Consider the following 22,628-nt stretch of genomic DNA (forward strand, 5'->3'; position numbering starts at 1 on the left):
GGGACAAGCCTAGGCGGGCGACGGGGCCGCTCGGGACGCGCGCGTCACCGGGCGCTGGGCTCGGCGACACCGAGCGACACCGCGAGGCGGTCGATCTCGACGCGGCACGTGCTGAGGGGGTTGCCGTCGAGCACGCGCATCGCGGTGCGCGCCAGCGCGTCCGTCTCGTCGGGCTCGAGGATGTCCGTGAGCGCGGCCCGGACGGCGTCCGCGTGCACGCGCTGAGCGGCGGCCTCCTTGAGCCGGCCCTGCGACCGGATCTCGACCCACGTGCCGCGCAGGTCCTCGTGGCACGTCACGCGGGACACGAGGTCGCGCGCCTCCATGCGGGAGACGTGGTGCGAGGTGCGGGACTTCTCCCAGCCGAGCATCTCGCCGAGCTCGCCGGCGCGCATGCGTCCGTCCTCGGAGCGCGCGAGGGCGGAGAGGATCTCGAAGTCGGGGACCGAGATGCCGACCGAGGCCTGCAGCCGCTGCTCCAGGATGCCCTGCAGGCGGCGACCCATCAGGGTGAGCGCGCGCCAGAGAGCGGTCTCACGCTCGTCGGCGGCAGGGGTGGTCACGCCTTCATCGTACGGGGGCGCGGCGGGCGTGTCACCGCGCCGCGCGCTGTGGTGGCCGTCGCCGCGGCTCCGGCATAGGCTGGAGACGTCCCTCAGGCAGCGATGGAGGTGCACGATGGGCGAGCAGAGCGTGACGGACACGCGGCACTACCGTTTCGAGCAGATCAGGGCGCGGGAGCTCGCGCGCGGGGCGTCCGAGGACGAGGCCGCGAGGATCGCGGCGGAGACCGTGGACAAGGTCGCCGAGGAGGCATCCGACTCCTGAGCACGCTCGTAGACTGTCGCGCGTGAGCGACGAGTCGAGCGTGGAGGACGGTGCCGCGACCCGGGCCGCGGGTGAGCCGCGGGACCAGGTGTGGACCGTGCCGAACCTGATCAGCGCGGTCCGGATCGTGCTGATCGTGGTGTTCGTCGTGCTGCTCGCCGAGCGCCACGACGGCTGGGCGATCGCCGCGCTGATCGGTGCGGGCGTCTCCGACTTCCTCGACGGCTACCTCGCGCGCCGGTGGGATCAGGTGACGCGGCTGGGCCGCATCCTCGATCCCGCTGCCGACCGGCTGCTCACGTTGGCGGTGGTCATCGGCCTCGCCGCGCGCGGCGTGATCCCATGGTGGCTGACGGCCCTGCTGCTGACGCGCGACGCGGTCGTCGGCATCGCGCTGCTGGTGGCGCGTGCGCGGGGCGTGGAGTCCTCGCAGGTCACCCTCGTGGGCAAGGCGGCGACCTTCGGGCTCTACGTGTTCCTGCCCTGGGCGTACATCGCCTTCCTGGCCGAGTGGTCGATCGCCTGGACCGTGTTCTTCGTCGGCACGCTCGCCGCCACGGTGCTGTACTGGGTGGCGGGGATCGGGTACGTGGTCGATCTGGTGAATCGGTCGCGCGCCACCGTTCCTCCGGCGGGGGCGTGAGCCCTAGGATGGGGATCGTCCGATGGCAGGAGGAGGCGTCATGACGTACGACGAGAGCCCCGTCGAGAGGACCATGTCCCTCGACTCGGCCGCCCCGGTCGATGAGGGCGTGCCGCACCGCCTGAGCGCCCAGGACCAGGCCGCGGTCGACGCGCTCGGTCCGGATCACGCGCTGCTGATCGTGCACCACGGCCCGAACATGGGCGCACGGTTCCTGCTCGACGTCGACATCACCACGGCGGGCCGCTCGGTGAAGTCCGACATCTTCCTCGACGACGTCACCGTCAGCCGCGAGCACGCCCAGTTCATCCGCGACGGCGTGGAGTTCTACGTGCGCGATCACGGCTCGCTCAACGGCACCTACGTCAATCGCGAGAGCGTCTCCGAGCGCCGGCTGGCCGCGGGCGACGAGGTCCAGATCGGCAAGTACCGCCTCACCTTCTATCCGGGTGCCCGGGGCTGATCCCCGCATGGCCTCGGCCGCCGGCGACGCCGCCGCATCGTCCCCACGCGCCGCAGCGCCGTCCTCTCCCGAGCCGCTGGTCGGGACCTGGCCGCACGCGCTCTCGCACGAGCCCATGCTCCGCGTCAGCGACGTGCTCGCGCTCGTGCAGCGGAGCTTCCCGACGCTGACCACGTCGAAGCTGCGGTTCCTCGACTCGCACGGACTGGTGTGCCCGCAGCGCACGCCGTCGGGATACCGGCAGTACTCCCCGGCGGACGTCGAGCGCGTGCGATTCGTGCTCCGGCAGCAGCGTGACCACTACCGCCCGCTCACGGTGATCAAGGAGCAGCTCGACGCGCTCGACAGCGGCCGTCTGCACGAGCCGGTCACGCTCCAGGAGATCGGCGAGGCGCCCTCGGACTACCTGAGCGCCGCGGAGGTCGCGGAGCGCGGGGGAGTGTCGGTGGACGTGCTGGGCGAGCTCGAGCGCGCCGGTCTCGTCGCCGCCACCGTGCCCGACGGCTACGAGCCGGCCGTGCTCGACGTGGTCGTCGCCGCCTCCGCGTACCTGGCGGCGGGCGGGGACGTGCGCGCGCTGCGCACGCTGGTGCTCGCCGCGCGGCGCGAGGCTGATCGTGCGGACGATGCGGCGGCCCCGTTGAGGCGCCGGGGTGGGGGAGAGGCGGACGCGCGCGCCGCCGACTTCGGAGAGGCCGCCATCGCCGTGTTCTCCGCGTCCGTGCGGCTTCGCGTGGGAGGATGAGGGAAGCGGCGCGCGACACGGCCCGCGGTCGTTGACCCGGCCTCGGCCGAGCCCTAACGTTGAAGTCAAGGTTGAACCTAGGAGGAGCGATGACCGACGAGTCCGGCCGCGGCGTGACCCGGCTCGACCAGGGCATCCTCTTCGACGACGGCCTCGCGCACCTCGACGAGAACGCGGGCTACCGCGGACCCACCGCATGCAAGGCCGCGGGGATCACCTACCGTCAGCTCGACTACTGGGCGCGCACCGGCCTGGTGGAGCCCAGCGTGCGGTCCGCCACGGGGTCGGGGACCCAGCGCCTGTACGGCTTCCGGGACATCCTCGTCCTGCGCGTGGTGAAGCGCCTGCTCGACTCCGGCGTCTCGCTCCAGCAGATCCGTTCGGCTGTCTCGCACCTGCGCGAGCGCGGGGTCGAGGACCTCTCACGGATCACCTTGATGTCGGACGGCGCGTCCGTGTACGAGTGCACGTCGGACGACGAGGTCATCGACCTGGTGCAGGGCGGCCAGGGCGTCTTCGGCATCGCTCTCGGCAAGGTCTGGCGCGAGCTCGAGGGTTCGCTCCTGGCGCTGCCCGCCGACCGGCCGGAGGACCTCGAGACCGTGGGCGCCGACGACCTGGCGGAGCGTCGCGCCCGTCGTTCCCAGGCCGGCTGACGCCGGCGTCCCCATGCCCGCACCGGGCGGCGCGTCGTCGCGCGCCCCGGCGCCCCCACCCGCACGTCCCGCCATGTGAGACGCCCCGCACCGCGGCTGACTCGGCACCCGAAACCTGGCAGGATGTCCCCAACGTCGAAGGGAAGCAGATGTTCGCCAAAGTCCTCGTGGCAAACCGCGCAGAGATCGCCGTCAGGGCCTTCAGGGCCGCATTCGAGAACGGTGCCCGCACAGTCGCGGTGTTCCCGCACGAGGATCGGATGTCCGAGCACCGCGTCAAGGCCGACGAGGCCTACCAGATCGGCGAGGAGGGACACCCGGTCAAGGCGTACCTCGACATCGAGTCGATCCTCGAGGTCGCCAAGCAGGCCGGCGCCGACGCGATCTACCCGGGCTACGGCTTCCTGTCCGAGAACGTGGACTTCGCGCGCCGCTGCGCCGAGGAGGGCGTGACCTTCATCGGCCCGCCGCCGGAGGTGCTGGCGAAGGCCGGCGACAAGGTCGCCGCGCTCAAGGCGGCCCGCGACGCCGGCGTGCCCGTGCTGGACTCCTCGGAGCCCTCGCGTGACCCCGAGTTCATCATCGCCGAGGCCGACCGCATCGGCTACCCGGTCTTCGTCAAGGCCGTCGCGGGCGGCGGCGGTCGCGGCATGCGTCGCGTCGAGCGCCCCGAGGACCTGCCGGAGCTGCTCGCCTCGGCGATGCGCGAGGCCGAGAACGCGTTCGGCGACCCGACGGTGTTCCTCGAGCAGGCCGTCCTGGGCCCGCGCCACATCGAGGTGCAGATCCTCGCGGACGCCGAGGGCAACGTCATCCACCTCTTCGAGCGCGACTGCTCGGTGCAGCGCCGCCACCAGAAGGTGATCGAGATCGCGCCCGCGCCGGCGCTCGACCCGGCGATCCGCGACGCGCTCTGCGCGGATGCGGTGAAGTTCGCCACCAGCCTCGGCTACGTGAACGCCGGCACCGTCGAGTTCCTGGTCGCCACCGAGGGCGAGCGCGCCGGCCAGCACGTCTTCATCGAGATGAACCCGCGCATCCAGGTCGAGCACACCGTGACCGAGGAGGTCACCGGCGTCGACCTGGTGAGCTCGCAGATGCGGATCGCCTCCGGCGAGACGCTCGAGGACCTCGGCCTGCGCCAGGACAACGTCCGCGTCACGGGCTTCGCGGTGCAGACCCGCGTCACCACCGAGGACCCCGCCAACGGCTTCCTCCCCGACACCGGGCGCATCGTCGCCTACCGCTCGCCCGGCGGCGCAGGCGTCCGCCTCGACGGCGCGACCGGTATGGCCGGCAACACCATCACGGGCCACTTCGACTCGATGCTGGTGAAGCTCACGTGCCGCGGCTACAACTTCGAGACCGCGATCACGCGCGCCGAGCGCGCGCTCGCCGAGTTCCGCATCCGCGGCGTCACCAACAACATCAAGTTCCTCCGCAACGTGCTCTCCTCGGCCGAGTTCCGCGCCGGCGGCGTCACCACCGCGTTCATCGACCAGCACCCCGAGCTGCTCCAGGTGGGGGAGAACCAGGACCGCTCGTCGAAGCTGCTCGCGTTCCTGGGCCACACCACGGTGAACCGGCCCCACGGCGAGCACGCGGAGGCCGTGGTGCGTCCCGGCGACAAGCTGCCCGCGATCGACCTCGAGGCCGAGCCGCCGGCGGGCTCGCGTCAGCGACTGCTCGAGCTGGGGCCGGAGGGCTTCGCCAAGGCGCTGCGCGAGCAGGAGGCGCTCGCCGTCACCGAGACCACCATGCGGGACGCGCACCAGTCGCTGCTCGCGACCCGCGTGCGCACCTACGACCTGCTCGCCGCGGCCGGCCATACGGCCCGCATGACGCCCGAGCTGCTGTCGGTCGAGTGCTGGGGCGGCGCAACCTACGACGTGTCCATGCGCTTCCTGTCCGAGGACCCGTGGATCCGTCTCACGGACCTGCGCGCCAAGATGCCGAACATCGCGCTGCAGATGCTGCTGCGCGGGCGGAACACGGTCGGCTACACGCCCTACCCCGACGAGGTCGCCGTGGCGTTCGTCGAGGAGGCTGCGGCCACCGGCATCGACATCTTCCGCATCTTCGACGCCCTCAACGACGTCGAGCAGATGCGTCCCGCGATCGAGGCCGTCCGGGGCACCGGCACCGCGATCGCCGAGGCGACGCTGTGCTACACGGGCAACATGATCTCGCCCGAGGAGAAGCTGTACACGCTCGACTACTACCTCAACCTCGCCGACTCGCTGGTCGAGGCCGGCGCGCACATGCTGGCGATCAAGGACATGGCGGGCCTGCTGCGCCCGGCGGCCGCGTACGTCCTCGTGAGCGAGCTCCGCAAGCGGTTCGACCTGCCGATCCACCTGCACACGCATGACACGGCCGGTGGCCAGATCGGCACGCTGCTCGCGGCGGCCGAGGCCGGGGTCGACGCGGTCGACGTCGCGAACGCGGCGATGGCCGGCACCACGTCGCAGCCCCCGATGTCGGCGCTCGTCGCCGCCCTGGAGCACACCCAGCGCGACACCGGGATCGCCCTCGCCGCGGCGCAGGACCTGGAGCCGTACTGGGAGTCCGTGCGACGCCTGTACTCGCCGTTCGAGTCCGGACTGCCGGGCCCGACGGGGCGCGTGTACCACCACGAGATCCCGGGCGGCCAGCTCTCCAACCTGCGTCAGCAGGCGATCTCGCTGGGCCTGGCGGACAAGTTCGAGGCGATCGAGGACATGTACGCGGCCGCCAACCGGATCCTCGGCAACCTCGTCAAGGTCACGCCGTCCTCGAAGGTGGTCGGCGACCTCGCCCTGCACCTGGTCGCGAACGATGCGGACCCCGCGGACTTCGAGGAGAACCCGGACAAGTACGACCTGCCCGACTCCGTCATCGGCTTCCTCGCCGGCGAGCTCGGCGACCCGCCGGGCGGCTGGCCCGAGCCGTTCCGCAGCAAGGCCCTGCAGGGCCGCGATGTCACGCGCACGCTGCCCGAGCTCAGCGAGGGCGACCGCGAGGTGCTGGCGGTCGCCGGCCCGGACCGCCGGCGTCGTCTCAACCACCTGCTGTTCCCGGGACCGGCCAAGGAGTTCGACAAGGCGGTGGACACGTACGGCGACATCTCCGTCATCGATACGTTCCACTACCTGTACGGCCTCACGGTCGGCAGCGGCGAGGAGGCCGTGATCGAGCTGCACCGGGGTGTGCGGATCATCGCGACCATCGAGGCCGTCGGCGAGCCCGACGACCACGGCGAGCGCACCGTGATCTTCAACTTCAACGGCCAGATCCGCCCGATCCAGGTGCGCGACCTGTCCGCCAAGATCGAGGTGGTCCAGCGCGAGAAGGCCGATGCCTCCAAGCCCGGGCACATCGCGTCGCCGTTCACCGGGCTGGTGACGCCCCGCGTGTCGGAGGGCGACCAGGTCGAGGCCGGTCAGACGGTCGCCGTGATCGAGGCCATGAAGATGGAGTCCTCGATCACCACGCCCGTGGCCGGCACGGTCGCGCGCGTCGTCATCGACTCGTCGGAGGCGCTCGGCGGCGGCGACCTGGTGCTCGTGGTCGAATAGGCTGGTGCGGGACCATCGTCCCGTCGCCCGTCCGAGGGCTGCCGGGACCATGGACTGGCCCATCCGAGAAGGAGGACATCATGAAGGTGCTCGTCGCTGTCGGCTCGAAGTACGGAGCCACCCGCGAGGTCGCCACCCGCATCGCCGAGGACATCCGTGCCCACGGCTTCGAGGTCGACCTTCTGGATGCCTGCGACGTGCAGGGGATCCAGTACTACGAGGCCGTCATCATCGGCTCGGCGGTGTACGGCGGCCTCTGGCGCCGCGACGCCTCGGCGCTCATCAAGCAGCACCGTGACGAGCTGATCGCGAAGGACGTCTGGCTGTTCTCGGTCGGCATGGAGACCGTCGTGAAGCCCGGGCAGCCGCTCGACGAGTCCGACGGCTTCGCCCGCGAGGTCCAGGCGCACGACCACGCCCGCTTCCCGGGCGCCATCAACTGGGACCGCCTGAACGTGGGGGAGAAGGCCCTGATCAAGGCGCTCAACCCCCCGATGGGCGACTTCCGGGACTTCACCGCGGTCCGCGAGTGGACCGAGCGCGTCGCCGCCAAGCTCGAGGAGCTCGCCGCCGCGTAGCGCGCGCCGCCCCTGCGATGCGAGAGGGCCGCTCCCCGCAGGGGGGAGCGGCCCTCTCGCATGATCACCGGTGTCGGGGGCGGGCGGAGGCGGTCCTGGACCGCCGTGCGGCGGCGCGCACCATGGCGTCGTCGTCCGCCGCGAGCACGGCGAGCCGCTCACCATGCATCCGGGGGCTCCGGGCGGCGGCGAGGCGCACGATCCGGTCGCCATGATCGGACAGCGTCTCGATCGCCTCGGTGGTCGCGGAGGGGTTGCGGGCGAGGGCGGCGCAGACCTCCTGGTCGCCGTACAGCGCGACCTCGCGCATGGTCCGCGACGCCAGACCGGCGTGGGCGGCGGCGGCGGCGCGCACCTCGGGGTCGTCGTCGGCGACGAGCCTCGACAGGATCACCGCGGGGCACTCGGGGTCGAGCGCGGCGGCGAGTCGCGCGTCAGGGGAGGGATCCACCGAGAGCAGCACCAGGTCCGCCAGGCGGTCGGCCCAGACGCGGGTGTCGACGGAGGATCCGGAGCGGTGCACGATGGGGGACATACCGCCAATCTATGACCGTACGGGCGCGCTCGCCAGGGACCAACGAACTAGATATCTGGCGTGACACAAGTATTGTCCTATGCCAACTACGCGCTCCTCGGTCGCGGCGCGTCGTAGCCGTCGACGGGGGTGGGGCACCCGTGCCGCGATATCCTGGAGGTGGTCCCCACACCCGGCGACGAGGCCGGTGAGATCCATCGCGCCTCGCCGCATGACTCGATGGAGCGCACATGTTCATCGTCGCGGCCGCGGGGGCCACCGCCTCCCAGACCCCGCCCGGATTCTTCTTCATGGTCGCGGTGCTCGCCGCAGGCGCGATCGCCTCCGTGGCGGTCGCGTGGAGGAACCATCACCCGCGTCGCTGAGGATCTACGGGGGAGTCACCCGCAGGACTCGTAGGCCGCGCGGGTCACATCCACGTGCAGCTGCGCGTGTCCGGCGTACTCGTGCGCGAGGTCCAGGTCGTCGGCCTCGAGCGTCAGCGTGGCCCAGCCGACGACGCGCTGGGGATGAGACGGCAGCGACGGGAACGTGTTCCCGCCGGGGGCCCACGCGTCGATCGCCTCGAGCATGATGTCCCAGCGCTCCTGCGGGTCCTCCCAGGAGCCGCCGAGCACGTCCGCGTCGACGCAGGCGTTGAGCGCGGGCGGGCCTGCGAGGCCGGGGGAGCCGTCGAGCCCCGGAAGCAGTCCGGTCGCGGGCTCCACCCCGAGCGAGCCGCTGCCGTCGCCATCCCCGTAGAGGGCCCCCGCGGGACCCACGACGAGGTTGCGCGCATCCTCCGCGGCCGCGTGCGCCCCGGCGACGGTAGCGGCCTCACGCCACGAGAAGACCGCTGCGTCGAGCGCGTCGAGCCGTGCGGCGATCGCCGAGGGGATCGCGGTCGAGGGGAGTTCTGCGCCGTCGGGCTCCTCGGCCGAGCACGCCGCCAGCACCGCAGCCGTCGCGAGCGTCAGGAGCAGCCGTCTCATCGCCACACGGTACCGCCGGCGCTCAGGCCGCGGCGCGGAGGCCGGCGTCGACGACGCCGAGCGCCCGGGACAGGGCCGCCGCGCCCGGGGCGGCGTCCGCGTCGCGAGGGCTGCGCCACCGTGCGGCGACCTCGATCTGCAGGCCGGCCAGCCCGAGGTGCCGCTGCGCGAGGTGGGTGACCGTGTAGTGGGGGCGCGCGTCGAACGGCGCGTCGACTGCGACATCGAAGTCCTCGAGCTCGTGGCGCAGCACCTCGACCGCGAGCCGCTCGAGCGGTCCGGGCCGCGGCCCGGTGCCCAGGCAGAAGTCGGGACCGTGGTGATCGCCCATGCCGTGGATGTCCACCACCATGCGGGCGGGCGGCCGGAGCTCCCTGAGATGGCGGGCGAAGGGGTCGTCCCGCTCGTCCCAGGAGTCCCACGGGGCGTGAGCCCGTGCGGACACGACCGCGGAGACGTCGGCGAGCTCCCCGGCCAGCAACGTGAGCGAGCCCGTGTGGAGGTCGGCCTGCTTCATGGCGCCGGCGCGGTAGTGACGCGTGCCGTGCGGGGCGGTGAGCACGAGCGCGCTGTCGCGGTCGACGTGGAGCGCCGCGTCCTCGTCGCCGTCGCGCGCGTCCTCGCGGGCGACCCGGAACCGTGCGTCGATCGCGCGCCACCGCGAGGAGACGTCAGGCTCGCGCGCATGGAGCGCGACGGGATCGAGTTCGTGCGTCGTCACCAGGTCTCCAGCCTTCTCAGGATGGTGCTCAGGGGTTCTGCTGGCGCCAACGTACCGCGATACTGCTTATATGTGTGGGTGCGCCGCGCCCAGTGACGCATGGGCGTCCAACACAGCACTCCTGACGCCCGGGCGGACGCCCCTGAGGGGGAAGGGGCTCACCCGCCCGCCCCGCGTGCGAACTGACATAATGCACATTATCGGCATCGCGCGCTGGGGCGTGACGTCACGCCCCGATATAGCGCGCGAGGTGCTCGCCGGTGAGCGTCGAGCGGTCGGCCACCAGCGCCGACGGCGTGCCCTCGAACACCACCCGGCCGCCGTCGTGACCCGCGCCCGGTCCGAGATCGATGATCCAGTCCGCGTGCGCCATGACCGCCTGATGGTGCTCGATGACGATCACGGTCCGGCCGGCGTCGACGAGCCTGTCCAGCAGCCCGAGCAGATTGTCGACGTCCGCCAGGTGCAGGCCCGTGGTCGGCTCGTCGAGGATGTAGACGTCGCCGCGCTCGGCCATGCGGGCCGCGAGGCGCAGCCGCTGCCGCTCGCCGCCCGACAGCGACGTCAGCTCCTGGCCCAGCTTGACATAACCGAGCCCCACATCCACCAGCCGCGCCGCGATGGCCGCCGCGGCCGGCACCCGCGCATCGTCCTCGAGGAAGAACCGCGCGGCCTCCGCTGCCGGCATCTCCAGGACGTCCACGATCGAGCGGCCACCCAACGTGTGGGCGAGCACCGCGGCCTGGAAGCGCCGCCCCTCGCACACCTCGCACGGCGTCTCCACCGTGTCCATGGGACCCAGGTCGGTGTAGATGACGCCGGCGCCGTTGCACGCCGGGCACGCCCCCTCAGAGTTCGCGCTGAACAGCGCGGGCTTCACGCCGTTGGCCTTGGCGAACGCCTTGCGCACGGGCTCCAGCAGGCCGGTGTAGGTCGCGGGATTCGAGCGCCGGGAGCCCTTGATCGCCGACTGGTCGATCGCCACCACGCCCTCGCGCCCCGCGACCGACCCGTGGATGAGCGAGCTCTTGCCCGAGCCCGCGACGCCCGTCACCACCACGAGCACGCCTGTGGGCACGTCAACGTCGACGTCCCGCAGGTTGTGGGACGAGGCGCCCCGCACCTCGATGGACCCGGTCGGCGTGCGCACCGCGTCCTTGAGCGCCGCGCGGTGGTCGAGGTGACCGCCGGTGAGGGTGCCGGAGGCGCGCAATCCGGAGAGATCTCCCTGGTAGACCACTTCTCCCCCGCTGCCACCCGCGCCCGGGCCCATGTCGACCACATGGTCGGCGATCGCGATGGCCTCCGGCTTGTGCTCGACCACCAGCACCGTGTTGCCCTTGTCGCGCAGCTGCAGGAGCAGGCGGTTCATCGACTCGATGTCGTGCGGATGCAGGCCGATCGTGGGCTCGTCGAACACGTACGTCACGTCGGTGAGCGCCGACCCGAGGTGCCGGATCATCCGCGTGCGCTGCGACTCCCCTCCCGAGAGCGTCCCGGCGGGACGGTCCAGGGACAGGTAGCCGAGCCCGATCTCGACGAACGCGTCCAGCAGCGCGCGCAGGCCCGAGAGCAGCGGCGCGACCTCGGGCGCGTCGATCGTCCCCGCCCAGGCCGCGAGGTCCGTGATCTGCATCGCGCAGGCGTCCGCGATGCTCACGCCGTCGATGCGGGAGCCGCGGGCGCCGTCGTTGAGACGGGTGCCCGCGCAGTCCGGGCACGTCGTGAACGCCACCGCTCGCTCCACGAAGGCCCTGATGTGGGGCTGCATCGCCTCGAGGTCCTTGGAGAGCATGGACTTCTGGATCTTCGGGATCAGGCCCTCGTAGGTCATGTTGATGCCCGCGATCTTGACCTTGGTGGGCGCCTTGTACAGGAGGCTGTCGCGCTCGCGCTCCGAGTAGTCCCGGAGCGGCTTGTCGGGGTCGAGGAAGCCCGACTCGGTGTACATGCGCACCGCCCATCCGTCGGCGGTGTACCCCGGCACGGTGATGGCGCCCTCGGCCAGGGACCGCGAGTCGTCGAGGATCTGCGTCAGGTCGATGTCGTCGACCCGGCCCATGCCCTCGCAGCGGGCGCACATGCCGCCGACCAGGGTGTACTCCCGCTTCTGCGCCTGCGTCGAGGCGCCCTTCGCGACCTTCACGCTGCCGACTCCCGTCGAGGAGGCGACGTTGAAGGAGTATGCCTGCGGCGACGGCAGCCGGGGCTCGGCCAGGCGGCTGAACAGGATCCGGAGCATCGCGTTCGCGTCGGTGGCGGTGCCCACGGTGGACCGCGAGTTGGCCCCCATGCGCTCCTGCGACACGGTGATCGCGGTGGTGAGGCCCTCGAGGAGATCGACGTCGGGGCGCGCCATGGTCGGCATGAAGTTCTGCACGAACGACGAGTACGTCTCGTTGATCATCCGGCGGGACTCGGCCGCGATCGTGTCGAACACCAGCGAGCTCTTGCCGGAGCCCGACACCCCGGTGAACACCGTGAGACGCCGCTTGGGCAGGTCGAGCGAGACGTCCTTGAGGTTGTTCTCGCGCGCTCCCCGCACGCGGATCGCGTCGTGAGCATCCGCCGGATGCGTCGGACCTGCCATGAGCCGCTCCCCTCCCCCGTGCCGTCGGGCACGGCGTCAGTATGGTCCACCGGGCCCGCCTGGCGCGCCAGGAACAACGTCATGCAACCGTACGTTGACCCCTGTGTGCAGGATCTACCTGCGAGAAGGAGGCAGACATGGCTGATCGCGCACTGCGTGGCATGCGGCTGGGCACCCAGAGCATGGAGTCGATCCACCACGCCGAGCTGGCGGAGCGGGTCGAGGTCCACTACGACTGCCCCAACGGGCACGTGGTCTCGATGCCGTTCTCGGTGGAGGCCGACGTCCCCCTGTCGTGGGAGTGCCACTGCGGCGCCCTCGCACTCCTGAGGGACGGCAACCAGCCCGAGGCCAAGGACGTCAAGCCGCAGCGCACCCACTGGGACATGCTGCTCGAGCGGCGCACCATCCCCGAGCTGGAGGAGCTCCTGGAGGAGCGCCTCGAGCTCCTGCGGGCGAGCCGCCGCTAGGCGCCCCGCTCACGAAGGCCCCGCCACGGCGGGGCCTTCTCCATGTCCGGTCAGCGCCGGCGGACGATGCCGGCGACCTGGCCCGCCCGGTGCGCGAGTCCCCACTGGGTCACCTTGACCAGCGCCTCGCGGATGATCGCGTTCGACATCTTCGACGCCCCGAGGTCGCGCTCGACGAAGGTGATCGGGACCTCGACCACGACCCCGCCGGCCCGCAGCACGCGCCACACCATGTCGACCTGGAAGCAGTAGCCCTGGGACTCGACGTCGTCGAGCACGATCCCGCGGAGCGCGTCGGCGCGGTAGACGCGGAAGCCGGCCGTCGCATCGTGCACCCCGATGCCGAGCGCCAGACGGACGTAGAGGTTCGCGCCCGCCGACAGCACGTGCCGGTGGCGCGGCCAGTTCACCACGGACCCGCCGGTCACCCAGCGTGAGCCGATCACCAGCGCGGGGCGATCGTCACCGGCGGCGGCCTCGAGGAGGCGCGGCAGGTCCACCGCCCGGTGGGAGCCGTCGGCGTCCATCTCGCACAGCAGGTCGTAGCCGCGCTCGAGGCCCCACGCGAAGCCGGCGCGGTAGGCGGCCCCGAGACCCTGCTTGGCGTCCCGGCGCAGCACATGGATCCGGGGGTCCTCCTGCTGCTCCGCCCACGCGCCGGTGCCGTCGGGCGAGCCGTCGTCGACCACCAGCAGGTGGACCTCGGGCGCGGCGGCCAGGACCCCCGCGATCTGACGTGGAAGCGACTCCCGCTCGTTGTAGGTCGGGATGATGACGAGGGTGCCGCTCACCAGTCGTACCTGTCGGCGATCCGGCGGCGGACCGCCATCAGCACGATCGCGACGGGCACGATCAGCAGGCCCCAGCCGATGAACCAGCCGAAGCGGACCGCCGGCGTCGTCTCGGTGCGGAGGCCCACGTGGGCGTACATCGAGGCCGCCTCGAACAGCTCGGTGTCCTGCAGCACGCGGCCGCTCGGGTCCACCACGGCGCTGACGCCCACGGTCGAGGCCTGCACGGTCACGCGGCCGGTCTCGATCGCGCGCAGCCGCGTCATCTGCAGCTGCTGCGTGGACTCCGCCGTCCGCCCGAAGGTCGCGTTGTTGGTCTGCACGATCAGCAGTTCGGCGCCGGCGGCGACCGACTCCCGCACGATCGAGTCGTACGCCACCTCGAAGCAGATGACGGTGCCGATGCGGACGGTGCGGTCGAGCGCCGCCAGCGGCACGTCCATGGTCGCGACGGACGTGCCGGGGATCATGTCGACCACCCGGTCCACCCACGGCGAGAAGTTCCGGGCGACGGACCGCAGCGGGATGTACTCGGCGAACGGTGCCGGACGCTGCTTGGAGTAGGAGTCGATGACCGTCCCCGACGTGCTGAGCAGCAGCGAGGTGTTGTACCGCCCGTCGACCGGCGTGTAGTCGACGGTCCCGAGCAGGATCGGCGCGTCGGCGGCCTGGGCCGCCGTGGTCACGGCCTCGAAGGTGGCGTCGTCGACCCGCGGGTCGTAGTCCGCGGCGTTCTCGGGCCACACCACCAGGTCGATCGGCCCGGGTGCGTCCTCGACCATCCGCAGCGTCTCGTCGAGGTGGTTCCGGGTGACCTCGCGCGCGTTGTCGAACGAGTCGAGCCCGCGGTCCGGGGTGTTGCCCTGGACGATCCCGAGCCGGATGGTGCCGTCCTGGGCCTGTGAGTCGAGCGGCACGACGTAGCCGACGCCCAGGAGCCCGATCGCGATCACGGGCGCGAACGCGGCGCCCAGCGCCCGCCGTCGGCGCAGCGACTCGAACGCGAGCCCCAGCAGCGCGCCCGCGAGCACCACCACGAGCGAGACGAGCGGGACGCCGCCCGCCCAGGCCAGGCGCGCCACGGGCGCGTCGACGAACGCGTATCCGATCCGGCCCCACGGGAAGCCTCCGAACGGCACCATCGACCGCAGCTGCTCGGAGGCGACCCAGATCAGCGCGAAGACCGGCGCCGCGGCCCACGCGTGCGCCTCCAGCATGGCCGACCGGCGCACGTGGGCCCAGGCCATGCCGATCAGCCCGAAGAAGAGACCCTCCGCGACGCACAGCGCGACCCAGGGGACGGGGCCGACGGCGAGGTACGCCCACCACAGATGCGGCAGCAGGAACGCGACGCCGAACACCCAGCCGAGCGCCAGCCCCGACCACGCCGACGCGCGCTCGAGCGCCCACCACAGCAGCGCGACGGCGACCAGCCCGAGCGGCCACCAGCCGGTGTCGGGGAACGCCAGGTTGAGGATGGCACCTGCGCCGGCGGCGAGCAGGAGGTTCCTCAGTCGCAGCAGCACGGACCCAGCCTAAGGTCTGCGCGGGCGGTCGCCCGACGGCGCGCTCAGTACGCGACCACTCCCCTGCGGATGGCGCGGATGGCGGACGCCGCGGTGTCCCGCAGCGCGGCCGACGGGGCGACGTCGTGGATCTGGTCGAGCACGTCGATCACCTGCTTGCACCACCGCACCATGTCGCCGGGAGCGATCTCCGTGTCCTGCAGCACCGCGTCGAGGCCCTTGCCCTGCGCCCACCCGTGGACGGGACCGACGAGCCCCCAGTGCGGTGCGGAGAGGCCCGGGAGGTGCCGCTCCTTCTGCATGTCGTCGACGGCCGACCACAGCCGCACCGTCTCCCGCAGCGCGGTGCCGAGCACCCCGTGGGGACCGCCGGGCACGCGGGGCGCGCGCGTCTCGTCCTCGCGTCTGCCCTCGTACAGCACCGCGGAGACGGCGGCGGCGAGCGCGGCCGCGTTGAGGCGGTCCCAGGCCCCGGTGCGGAGCGCCTCGGCGATGACGATGTCGTTCTCGCTGTAGATGCGGCGCATCATCTCGCCCCAGCGGGTGAGGTCCATCGCGTCGCCCGCCGGCTCGACGTAGCCGAGCGCGGTGAGGATCTCGAGGCGCTTGTCGAAGACCTGGGAGATCGACCCGGTCGCCCGCTGGATCTCGCCGACCACCTTGTCCTTGTCGCGCAGCGCGCGGTGGTACCGCTCGGCCCACCGGGCGTGCGCCTCGCGGTCGGGGCACTGGTGGCACGGATGCTCGCGCAGGAGCCGCCTGGTCTCGAGCTCCTGGTCCTGGGAGGCGCGCTCCTCCGCGTCGTCGCCGCGGCGGCGCCGCGCCGCGGCGTACGAGTGGCGGTTGTCGTGGAGCAGCTGCGCGAGCTCGCGCCTGCTGCGGGCGTTGCGCGCGTCGAACCGGCGCGGGATCCTCACGGTGCCCACCTGCTCGAGGCCATGGTGGAGCTCCGAGATGGCGAGCCGGTGCACCCGGCCCTGGTCCGTGACGACCAGCGGGCGGGGCGCGACCGGGTTGTCGTCGGGGTCGACCACGGCGACAAGGCCCGCGCGACGGCCCCCGCCGACCTTGACGACGTCGCCGCGCACCAGGGCGGCCAGCGTCGCGGCACTGGCCTCCTTGCGCGCGCGGCTCGCGACGCGGGAGGCCTGCTTCTGCTGGCGGTTGAGGCGTTCCCGCAGCGCCGCGTACTCCATGAAGTCGCCGCGGTCGCACGCGGCGGCCTCGGCGTAGCCGGCCAGGGTCGACTCGATCTCCTTGACGCGTCGAGCCTTGCCGACCACGGACTGGTCGGCCTGGTACTGGGCGAAGGACATCTCGAGGACCTCGCGCGCATGCGCGACGCCGAGCGTGGCGACCAGATTGATGGCCATGTTGTAGGTGGGCTGGAAGGAGCTGATCAGCGGGTAGGTGCGGCGGGAGGCGAGCCGGCCCAGCTGCGGCGCGTCGAAGCCGGGGTGCTCGACCACGACCGCGTGCCCCTCGACGTCGATGCCGCGCCGGCCCGCGCGTCCGGTCAGCTGCGTGTACTCCCCCGCGGTGAGGTCCTTGTGCCCCTGCCCGTCCCACTTCACGAGCTTCTCGAGCACCACCGAGCGCGCGGGCATGTTGATGCCGAGCGCGAGGGTCTCGGTCGCGTACACCACCTTGATGAGGCCGCCGGCGAAGAGCTCCTCGACCACCTCCTTGAACAGCGGGATCATGCCGGCGTGGTGCGCCGCCACCCCCGCCTCGAGGCTGTCGCGCCACCGCGTGTAGCCGAGCGCGCCCAGGTCCTCGGGCGGCAGGCCGGCGCACCGCTCCTCGACGATCCGCGCGATCTCGTGACGCTCCGCCTCCGTGGTCAGCACCATGCCGGCGTGACGCACCTGCTCGACGGCGTCCTCGCAGGCGGCGCGGGAGAAGATGAACACGATCGCCGGCAGCAGGCCCTGGCGGTCGAGCACGTCGACCACCGCGAACCGCGGAGGCGCGCGGCGTCCCTGAGGCCTGCGCCCGCCGCGGGTGGGGCGCCCTCGCCCGGCCGGGGCCCGCGCGTCCTCGTGGCGCGCCCGCTTGGCCACGGCCTCGAGCTCGGGGTTGAGCCGCGGCGTCGGCCCGGGGTCCTGCGGGTCCACGCCGGGCGCGTAGAGGTCGTAGATGCCCTCCCGCAGGAGCACGTGCGGCCACAGCGGCACGGGACGATGCTCGGAGACGATCACCCGGGTGTCGCCGCGGACCTCGCGCAGCCAGGCGCCGAACTCCTCGGCGTTGGACACGGTCGCGGACAGCGCGATGATCGCCGTCCGCTCGTGGAGGTGGATGATCACCTCCTCCCACACGGAGCCGCGGTAGCGGTCGGCGAGGTAGTGCACCTCGTCGAGCACCACGACGCCGAGCCGGTCGAGCGTGCTCGAGCCCGCGTAGATCATGTTGCGCAGCACCTCGGTGGTCATCACCACGATGTCCGCGTCCGGGTTGATGGACGTGTCACCGGTCAGCAGCCCCACGTTGCCGGGCCCGTAGGCGCGGGACAGGTCATGGAACTTCTGGTTCGACAGCGCCTTGATCGGTGTCGTGTAGAACGACTTCTCACCGCGGCGGTACGCGTGCCGGACCGCGTACTCGCCGACGAGCGTCTTGCCGGCGCCGGTGGGTGCCGCGACCAGCACCGAGTGCCCGTCGGCGACCGCCTCGCATGCCTCCTGCTGGAACGGGTCCAGCGGGAAGGACAGCTCGGCGGTGAACTCGGCGAGGTCGCCGTGGCGCGCGCGACGGCGCGAGGCGGCGAACCGCTCGGCGGGGCTGGTCATGCCGCCAGGCTATCCCGCCCCCCGGCCTGCGGCCGCCCAGCGCGGCCGCCGCATCGTCGCGCGTCAGGCGGGGGCGGCCACCGCGGCGCCGAGCACCGTCAGCGCGTGCGGCACCACCTTCACGCTCACCGGGGTGGCGCCGATCAGCTCGCCGTCGGCGAAGGCCGGCGGCAGCGGCGCGCCCGCCGGGTCGGGCGTGATCTCGACCTGGCGGACGGGGACGATGCGCACGCGCGGGTCGTCGACGTGCGTGCCCTTCTGGAGGCGCATGAAGAGGCGGATGATGTCGGTGCGCGACATCGCCTCCGCCAGCGCCAGCTCGAGGTGCCCGTCCACGATCGACGACCCCGGCGAGATCGGCAGCCCGCCGCCGAAGACCGCGGCGTTCGCGACGGCGACCAGGGTGCAGGTCTGGGTCCACTCGCGGCCGTCGGCCTTGATGCGGACGCCGTAGGGGCGGTACCGCGGGATCTCGTGGAACGTGGCCGCCTGGTACTTGAGCGGGCCGCGCGGGAAGGTGATCTGCCGCGCGTACGAGGCGACCGCCGCGTCGATGCCGGCGGACAGCACCGCGCCGAAGTACCGGGGTCGGGCGGGCTCCTCGACGCCGCGCCCGTCGACCTTGCCGACGTCGACGCGGGTGGTCCGGCCCGCGAGCCCCTCCTCGATGAGCCGCACCGCGGCGGGGATGTCGTGCCGCGGCAGGCCCAGCGAGGCCGCGATGTCGTCGCCCGAGCCGGCGGCGATGATCCCGAGCGGCAGCCGCCGCTCCGCGCAGACCTGGAGCCCGAGATGGGCCATCCCGTCGCCGCCGACCACCACGAGCGCGTCGATGTCGCGCCGCGCCTTGATCGCCGCCTCGTACGAGGCGGCCCAGGAGCCGCGCGACAGGTCGACCAGGCGGTGACCGCCCTTGGCGAGCTCGGCACGCGCCTCGACGCCCCACCGGGCGCCCCGCCCCGACGCCGATGTCGGGTTGGTGATGATGCCGAGCGTGCTCACGCCAGCCTCTCCTCCTCGGGTGTGCGCCGGCGCACCGCCCGCTCGCGGGCCAGGCCCACGCCGACGGCGGCGAAGTACAGGGCGACCATGGGGCCGGCCATGAAGAGCATGGTGACGGCGTCCGGCGTCGGCGTGAGGATCGCCGCGGCCAGGAAGATGAGGAAGACCGCCCACCGCCAGCCCTTGAGCCAGGTGCGCGCCTTGACGACCCCCGCCCAGGTGAGGGCGATCATCACCACCGGGAACACGAACGCGATGCCGAACGCGATCACGAGCCGCATGGCGAACGTCATGAACGTCTGCGCGTCCAGCAGGTTCGCCGCACCCTCCGGCGTGAAGGAGATGAGGATGTCGATCGCGCGCGGGAACACCCACCAGGCGAAGACCACGCCGCTGAAGAACAGCGGGATCGCGGTGGCGAGGAAGCCGACGGTGTAGCGCCGCTCCGTGGTCTTGAGGCCGGGCGCGACGAACGCCCACAGCTGGTACAGCCACCACGGCGCGCTGATCACCACGCCGAGCAGCACGGACACCTTGAGCTGCATGTCGAGAGCGGTGGCGACACCGGAGAAGTTCACCGTCACGAGCGCGTCGTTGCGCTCGGCCACGGCCAGCACGGGCGCCTGCAGGCCCTCGAACACGGGCGTGTACAGGAACCATCCGGCGACCATGCCCAGGGCGATGCCGATCGCCGAGAGGATCAGCCGCTTGCGGAACTCCCGGAGGTGGTCCGCAAGCGACATGCGGGCATCGGGATTGTCCCGCCGACCGCTACTTCTGCTCACGCGGTTCGTCCGAGGACGACGCGGGCTTCTCCTCGGTGGCGGCGTCGCCGGACGACTTGTCGTCGGTCAGCGTCTTGGTCTCCTCCTTGAGGATGCGCATCGACTGGCCGAGCGACCGCGCGAGCTGCGGGAGCTTGGGTGCGCCGAACAGCAGCAGCACGATCACAAGGATGATGATGATCTCGCGAGGGCCCATGGCCGTCCCGTCTCCTTCGCTAGCGGTTCCCGCCAGTGTACCTACGCCCGATGCGCGTCGAGGACCGCCTGGGCCTGACGATGCAGCGCGCCGCGGAGCTGGGCCGGCTCGACCGAGCGCAGCTGCGGGGCCACGGCGAGCAGCCGGCCCGCGACCCACTCGGCATCGGCGGCGTCGAACGTGGCGATCACGTCGTCCTCCGCGTCCTCGACCGTGAGCCCCGGGATGTCCTCGAGGGCCCAGCGTCCCGCGCGACCCAGCCGCACCGTCGCGCGGAAGGCGGGCGTCAGCGAGAAGCCCGCGCTGTCCCCCGGCGGGGTGGACACCGCGGCGTCGAGCACCTCGACCGCCTCGATCCGGTCGAGCCGCAGCGTGCGGTAGTCGTCCGCGCGGCGGCAGAAGCACTCGAGGTAGCCCACGCCGTCGATCACGACGAGGCGGTGCGGGTCCACCTCCCTGGTGGTGCGGCGGTCGAGGGCGTCGACGTACGTCAGCTCGACGCGGCGGTAGCGGCGCAGCGCCTCCATCAGCGGCTCGGAGACGCCCGCGTCGGCGCCGTCGCCCTCCGCGAGGACGATCACCGGCTCGGCGAGCGCCTCGCGGAGCTTGTCGAGCACCGCGTCGACCACCTCGGGAGCGACGCCCGAGGCGGCGAGGGTCGACAGCGACGCGACCAGCGCGACGGCCTCCCGCGAGGACAGACGGACCTGCGCGACGCCCTGGCCGTCGAGCAGCGCGGCGACGTCCCGGTCGAACGCGTCGGCGTCGAAGTCGATCAGGTCGCCGTGCATGTAGCCGGGAAGCCCGGAGGTCCACAGCGTCGAGATGTCCTTGCGGACCTGCGCGGGCGCGACGCCGAAGTGCTCGGCGAGCTCCGCGAACGGCGTGCTGCCGTGGTGGTCGAGGTAGGTGACGATCCCGAGCAGGCGGACCAGCCGGTCGCGTGAGGTCTCAGCCACGGCCCACCTCCAGCGCGGCGGCCGCGTGCCGCTCGACGGCGAGCGCGAGGTGCCGGGGCTTGACGATCCGGGCGGCACCGCCCAGCGCGAGCACCTCGGCCCGGAGGGCGTCGTCGTGGGTGTACTCGATCTCGAGCAGGTCCCAGCCGGGCTCGACGCCGACGGCGCGGCCCCGCCGCCGCAGGGCGTGACCCGACTCGGGGCGGAGCGCCACCGTCGCGGTGTGAGACGTGTGGGCGGCCGCGAGCAGGCCGAGCGGGATCTCCTCGGGGATCGCGTAGGCACCCGGCTCGCCGACGCGTCGCACCGCGCCGCCGATGCGCTGCACGCGGAAGATCCGCGCGTCCTCGCGGTCGCGGTCGTGACCGACGACGTAGGCGACGCCGCCCCGGAAGACCACCTTCCACGGCTCGATGGTGCGCGTGCCGGTCCCGCCGGAGGCGGAGGAGTACTCGAAGCGCACGGCCTGCCGGTCGGCCACCGCCTCGATCAGCGCGGCGACGGCGTCCTGGACGCGCGTGGCCCGGCCGGCGAAGGGCAGCTCGACGCGCGGACCGTGCTCCGCCGACGAGGCGAGCTTCATCACGGCCTGACGCGCGTCGGTGCCGAGCGCGGCGTCCTGCCAGTAGTCGGCGGCGAGCCCCACCACGGCCAGCTCGGCCGCGGTCAGCTCGAGCGGGGGCATCGCAGCCTCCGCCGGGCGGATCCGGTAGCCGATCTCGTCGCCGTGCGCGGGGTCCACGACGGTCTCCAGCGGGATGCCCAGCTCCCGGAGCGCCTTCTTGTCCCGTTCGAACATCCGCTCGAACGCGGAGTCGGCCGCCGCGGCGGTCTCCTCGTCGGCGCCCGACGGCGCGGGCGCGTACCCCTCGATCGAGTCGCGGATCTGCGCCCGGGTGAGCCGGTGCCGCGTGTTGCTGAGCCCGAGGATGAGGTTGAGCAGGCGCTGCTCCGGGGCGATGGCCGTCATGTCAGACACGGACCGCCAGCAGCTCGGTGGTGAGGATCGCGCGGGCCCCCACCGCGTAGAGGCGGTCCATGATCTGGTTCATCTCGACCCGCGGCACCATGACGCGGACGGCGTGCCAGTCGGAGCCGTGCAGCGGCGTGACCGTGGGCGCCTCGAAGCCGGGCGTGACGGCGATCGCGGCGTCGAGCTGGTCGCCGGGCACGTCGTAGTCGACGAGCACGAACTTGCGCGCCGTCAGCACGCCCCGCAGCCGGCCGGTGAGGATCGCGATCTCCTCGACGGGGGCGTCCTGCGCGCGGATGAGGATCGCCTCGGAGGTGAGGATCGGGTCGCCGAAGATCTCGAGACCGGCGGCGCGGAGGGTGGTGCCGGTCGAGACGACGTCCGCGACCACGTCGGCGACGCCGAGGCGCACCGAGGACTCCACGGCGCCGTCGAGGCGGACCACCGTCGCGGTGACGCCGTGGCCGCCGAGGTGCTGCTGCACCAGGAGCGGGTAGCTGGTGGCGACGCGCTTGCCCTGGATGTCCGCGACCGAGGACGCGACGCCCGGCTGCGCGGCGAACCGGAAGGTCGAGCCGCCGAAGCCGAGCTCGAGGTGCTCGACGGCGTCGGCGCCCGAGTCGATCAGCAGGTCGCGGCCGGTGATGCCGGCGTCGACCGTCCCGGCCCCCACGTAGACGGCGACGTCGCGCGGGCGCAGGAAGAAGAACTCGACCTTGTTGCGCTCGTCGACCAGCACCAGCTCGCGGGGGTCGCGGCGCTGCTTGTAGCCGGCCTCCTTGAGCAGCTGGACGGCAGGATCGGACAGCGAGCCCTTGTTGGGCACGGCGATGCGGAGCACTTCTCT

23 protein-coding genes are annotated in these 22,628 nt (G+C 72.4%); 9 read left to right on the forward strand and 14 right to left on the reverse strand.

Going from position 1 to position 22,628, the window contains the following annotated elements; all coding sequences use genetic code 11:
- Window positions 1-44: 44 nt before the first annotated feature.
- Window positions 45-563 (reverse strand): MarR family winged helix-turn-helix transcriptional regulator, encoded by a 519-nt coding sequence (locus QQX13_RS00675; RefSeq protein WP_301152105.1) that lies wholly within the window; start codon window positions 561-563, stop codon window positions 45-47.
- A gap of 115 nt (window positions 564-678) precedes the next feature.
- On the opposite strand from QQX13_RS00675, the gene QQX13_RS00680 reads away from it, so the two are divergent.
- The 7 genes from QQX13_RS00680 to QQX13_RS00710 all read left to right on the forward strand — a co-directional run bounded on the left by QQX13_RS00680 (window position 679) and on the right by QQX13_RS00710 (window position 7,470).
- A complete protein-coding gene (locus tag QQX13_RS00680; RefSeq protein WP_301144239.1) occupies window positions 679-828 on the forward strand; it encodes a hypothetical protein in 150 nt (49 codons plus the stop codon).
- A gap of 22 nt (window positions 829-850) precedes the next feature.
- Window positions 851-1,471 carry a CDP-alcohol phosphatidyltransferase family protein gene (locus tag QQX13_RS00685; protein ID WP_301152107.1) on the forward strand — a complete coding sequence of 207 codons (621 nt, stop codon included), beginning with the start codon at window positions 851-853 and terminating at the stop codon, window positions 1,469-1,471.
- Between the two features lie 40 nt (window positions 1,472-1,511).
- Entirely contained in the window at window positions 1,512-1,934 is a 423-nt protein-coding gene (locus QQX13_RS00690; protein WP_436968538.1) for an FHA domain-containing protein, read from the forward strand.
- Window positions 1,935-1,941: 7 nt separating this feature from the next.
- On the forward strand, window positions 1,942-2,679 hold the full coding sequence (ftsR, locus tag QQX13_RS00695; protein ID WP_301152109.1) for a transcriptional regulator FtsR: 738 nt from the start codon (window positions 1,942-1,944) through the stop codon (window positions 2,677-2,679).
- An 89-nt stretch (window positions 2,680-2,768) separates the two neighbouring features.
- A complete protein-coding gene (locus QQX13_RS00700) occupies window positions 2,769-3,335 on the forward strand; it encodes a MerR family transcriptional regulator (protein WP_301144243.1) in 567 nt (188 codons plus the stop codon).
- A gap of 149 nt (window positions 3,336-3,484) precedes the next feature.
- On the forward strand, window positions 3,485-6,892 hold the full coding sequence (locus tag QQX13_RS00705; RefSeq protein ID WP_301152110.1) for a pyruvate carboxylase: 3,408 nt from the start codon (window positions 3,485-3,487) through the stop codon (window positions 6,890-6,892).
- Between the two features lie 80 nt (window positions 6,893-6,972).
- Window positions 6,973-7,470 carry a flavodoxin domain-containing protein gene (locus tag QQX13_RS00710; protein ID WP_301144246.1) on the forward strand — a complete coding sequence of 166 codons (498 nt, stop codon included), beginning with the start codon at window positions 6,973-6,975 and terminating at the stop codon, window positions 7,468-7,470.
- Between the two features lie 64 nt (window positions 7,471-7,534).
- On the opposite strand, the gene QQX13_RS00715 is transcribed toward QQX13_RS00710, so the two are convergent.
- Entirely contained in the window at window positions 7,535-8,005 is a 471-nt protein-coding gene (locus QQX13_RS00715; RefSeq protein WP_301144247.1) for a hypothetical protein, read from the reverse strand.
- Between the two features lie 230 nt (window positions 8,006-8,235).
- Between QQX13_RS00715 and QQX13_RS00720 the strand changes: the two genes are divergently transcribed.
- Window positions 8,236-8,370, forward strand: a complete 135-nt coding sequence (locus tag QQX13_RS00720; RefSeq protein WP_301144248.1) for a hypothetical protein — start codon at window positions 8,236-8,238, stop codon at window positions 8,368-8,370.
- Between the two features lie 15 nt (window positions 8,371-8,385).
- Here QQX13_RS00720 and QQX13_RS00725 read toward each other — a convergent pair whose 3' ends face one another.
- The 3 genes from QQX13_RS00725 to QQX13_RS00735 form a co-directional block, all read right to left on the reverse strand.
- Window positions 8,386-8,976 carry a hypothetical protein gene (locus tag QQX13_RS00725; RefSeq protein WP_301152112.1) on the reverse strand — a complete coding sequence of 197 codons (591 nt, stop codon included), beginning with the start codon at window positions 8,974-8,976 and terminating at the stop codon, window positions 8,386-8,388.
- Window positions 8,977-8,998: 22 nt separating this feature from the next.
- Complete coding sequence (locus QQX13_RS00730; protein ID WP_301152113.1) at window positions 8,999-9,697, reverse strand: N-formylglutamate amidohydrolase; 699 nt, start codon at window positions 9,695-9,697, stop codon at window positions 8,999-9,001.
- Between the two features lie 226 nt (window positions 9,698-9,923).
- Window positions 9,924-12,287, reverse strand: coding sequence for an excinuclease ABC subunit UvrA (locus QQX13_RS00735; protein ID WP_301152114.1), 2,364 nt, complete (start codon window positions 12,285-12,287; stop codon window positions 9,924-9,926).
- A 137-nt stretch (window positions 12,288-12,424) separates the two neighbouring features.
- Here QQX13_RS00735 and QQX13_RS00740 point away from each other — a divergent pair, with 137 nt between their 5' ends.
- Window positions 12,425-12,757 carry an RNA polymerase-binding protein RbpA gene (locus QQX13_RS00740; protein WP_301144253.1) on the forward strand — a complete coding sequence of 111 codons (333 nt, stop codon included), beginning with the start codon at window positions 12,425-12,427 and terminating at the stop codon, window positions 12,755-12,757.
- 50 nt (window positions 12,758-12,807) lie between these two features.
- On the opposite strand, the gene QQX13_RS00745 is transcribed toward QQX13_RS00740, so the two are convergent.
- The 9 genes from QQX13_RS00745 to hisG form a co-directional block, all read right to left on the reverse strand.
- Window positions 12,808-13,551: a polyprenol monophosphomannose synthase gene (locus QQX13_RS00745; protein ID WP_301152531.1), complete on the reverse strand. Its 744-nt coding sequence runs from the start codon at window positions 13,549-13,551 to the stop codon at window positions 12,808-12,810.
- On the reverse strand, window positions 13,545-15,074 hold the full coding sequence (gene lnt, locus QQX13_RS00750; protein ID WP_301152115.1) for an apolipoprotein N-acyltransferase: 1,530 nt from the start codon (window positions 15,072-15,074) through the stop codon (window positions 13,545-13,547). Before lnt ends, QQX13_RS00745 begins: the two co-directional genes overlap by 7 nt.
- 44 nt (window positions 15,075-15,118) lie before the next feature.
- Window positions 15,119-17,866, reverse strand: a complete 2,748-nt coding sequence (locus QQX13_RS00755; protein WP_301152116.1) for a DEAD/DEAH box helicase — start codon at window positions 17,864-17,866, stop codon at window positions 15,119-15,121.
- A 63-nt stretch (window positions 17,867-17,929) separates the two neighbouring features.
- Window positions 17,930-18,868: a diacylglycerol/lipid kinase family protein gene (locus tag QQX13_RS00760; RefSeq protein ID WP_301152117.1), complete on the reverse strand. Its 939-nt coding sequence runs from the start codon at window positions 18,866-18,868 to the stop codon at window positions 17,930-17,932.
- Entirely contained in the window at window positions 18,865-19,611 is a 747-nt protein-coding gene (tatC, locus tag QQX13_RS00765; RefSeq protein ID WP_301152119.1) for a twin-arginine translocase subunit TatC, read from the reverse strand. The genes QQX13_RS00760 and tatC overlap by 4 nt, the downstream gene beginning before the upstream one ends.
- A gap of 28 nt (window positions 19,612-19,639) precedes the next feature.
- Window positions 19,640-19,849: a Sec-independent protein translocase subunit TatA gene (gene tatA, locus QQX13_RS00770; protein ID WP_301144258.1), complete on the reverse strand. Its 210-nt coding sequence runs from the start codon at window positions 19,847-19,849 to the stop codon at window positions 19,640-19,642.
- 41 nt (window positions 19,850-19,890) lie between these two features.
- Window positions 19,891-20,808 (reverse strand): helix-turn-helix transcriptional regulator, encoded by a 918-nt coding sequence (locus QQX13_RS00775; RefSeq protein WP_301152121.1) that lies wholly within the window; start codon window positions 20,806-20,808, stop codon window positions 19,891-19,893.
- Window positions 20,801-21,778, reverse strand: a complete 978-nt coding sequence (locus QQX13_RS00780; RefSeq protein WP_301152123.1) for a helix-turn-helix transcriptional regulator — start codon at window positions 21,776-21,778, stop codon at window positions 20,801-20,803. Before QQX13_RS00780 ends, QQX13_RS00775 begins: the two co-directional genes overlap by 8 nt.
- Before the next feature lies 1 nt (window position 21,779).
- Window positions 21,780-22,622: an ATP phosphoribosyltransferase gene (hisG, locus tag QQX13_RS00785; RefSeq protein WP_301152125.1), complete on the reverse strand. Its 843-nt coding sequence runs from the start codon at window positions 22,620-22,622 to the stop codon at window positions 21,780-21,782.
- Window positions 22,623-22,628: the final 6 nt, after the last annotated feature.

Source organism: Demequina lignilytica, assembly GCF_030418375.1.
Classification (GTDB): Bacteria; Actinomycetota; Actinomycetes; order Actinomycetales; family Demequinaceae; genus Demequina; species Demequina lignilytica.

Coding starts and splice junctions, on each gene's coding strand:
- QQX13_RS00680 (WP_301144239.1), top strand. CDS start 679: ATGGGCGAGCAGAGCGTGACGGACACGCGGCACTACCGTTTCGAGCAG.
- QQX13_RS00690 (WP_436968538.1), top strand. CDS start 1,512: ATGACGTACGACGAGAGCCCCGTCGAGAGGACCATGTCCCTCGACTCG.
- ftsR (WP_301152109.1), top strand. CDS start 1,942: ATGGCCTCGGCCGCCGGCGACGCCGCCGCATCGTCCCCACGCGCCGCA.
- QQX13_RS00700 (WP_301144243.1), top strand. CDS start 2,769: ATGACCGACGAGTCCGGCCGCGGCGTGACCCGGCTCGACCAGGGCATC.
- QQX13_RS00705 (WP_301152110.1), top strand. CDS start 3,485: ATGTTCGCCAAAGTCCTCGTGGCAAACCGCGCAGAGATCGCCGTCAGG.
- QQX13_RS00710 (WP_301144246.1), top strand. CDS start 6,973: ATGAAGGTGCTCGTCGCTGTCGGCTCGAAGTACGGAGCCACCCGCGAG.
- QQX13_RS00715 (WP_301144247.1), bottom strand. CDS start 8,005: ATGTCCCCCATCGTGCACCGCTCCGGATCCTCCGTCGACACCCGCGTC.
- QQX13_RS00720 (WP_301144248.1), top strand. CDS start 8,236: ATGTTCATCGTCGCGGCCGCGGGGGCCACCGCCTCCCAGACCCCGCCC.
- QQX13_RS00725 (WP_301152112.1), bottom strand. CDS start 8,976: ATGAGACGGCTGCTCCTGACGCTCGCGACGGCTGCGGTGCTGGCGGCG.
- QQX13_RS00735 (WP_301152114.1), bottom strand. CDS start 12,287: ATGGCAGGTCCGACGCATCCGGCGGATGCTCACGACGCGATCCGCGTG.
- QQX13_RS00740 (WP_301144253.1), top strand. CDS start 12,425: ATGGCTGATCGCGCACTGCGTGGCATGCGGCTGGGCACCCAGAGCATG.
- QQX13_RS00755 (WP_301152116.1), bottom strand. CDS start 17,866: ATGACCAGCCCCGCCGAGCGGTTCGCCGCCTCGCGCCGTCGCGCGCGC.
- tatC (WP_301152119.1), bottom strand. CDS start 19,611: ATGTCGCTTGCGGACCACCTCCGGGAGTTCCGCAAGCGGCTGATCCTC.
- tatA (WP_301144258.1), bottom strand. CDS start 19,849: ATGGGCCCTCGCGAGATCATCATCATCCTTGTGATCGTGCTGCTGCTG.
- QQX13_RS00780 (WP_301152123.1), bottom strand. CDS start 21,778: ATGACGGCCATCGCCCCGGAGCAGCGCCTGCTCAACCTCATCCTCGGG.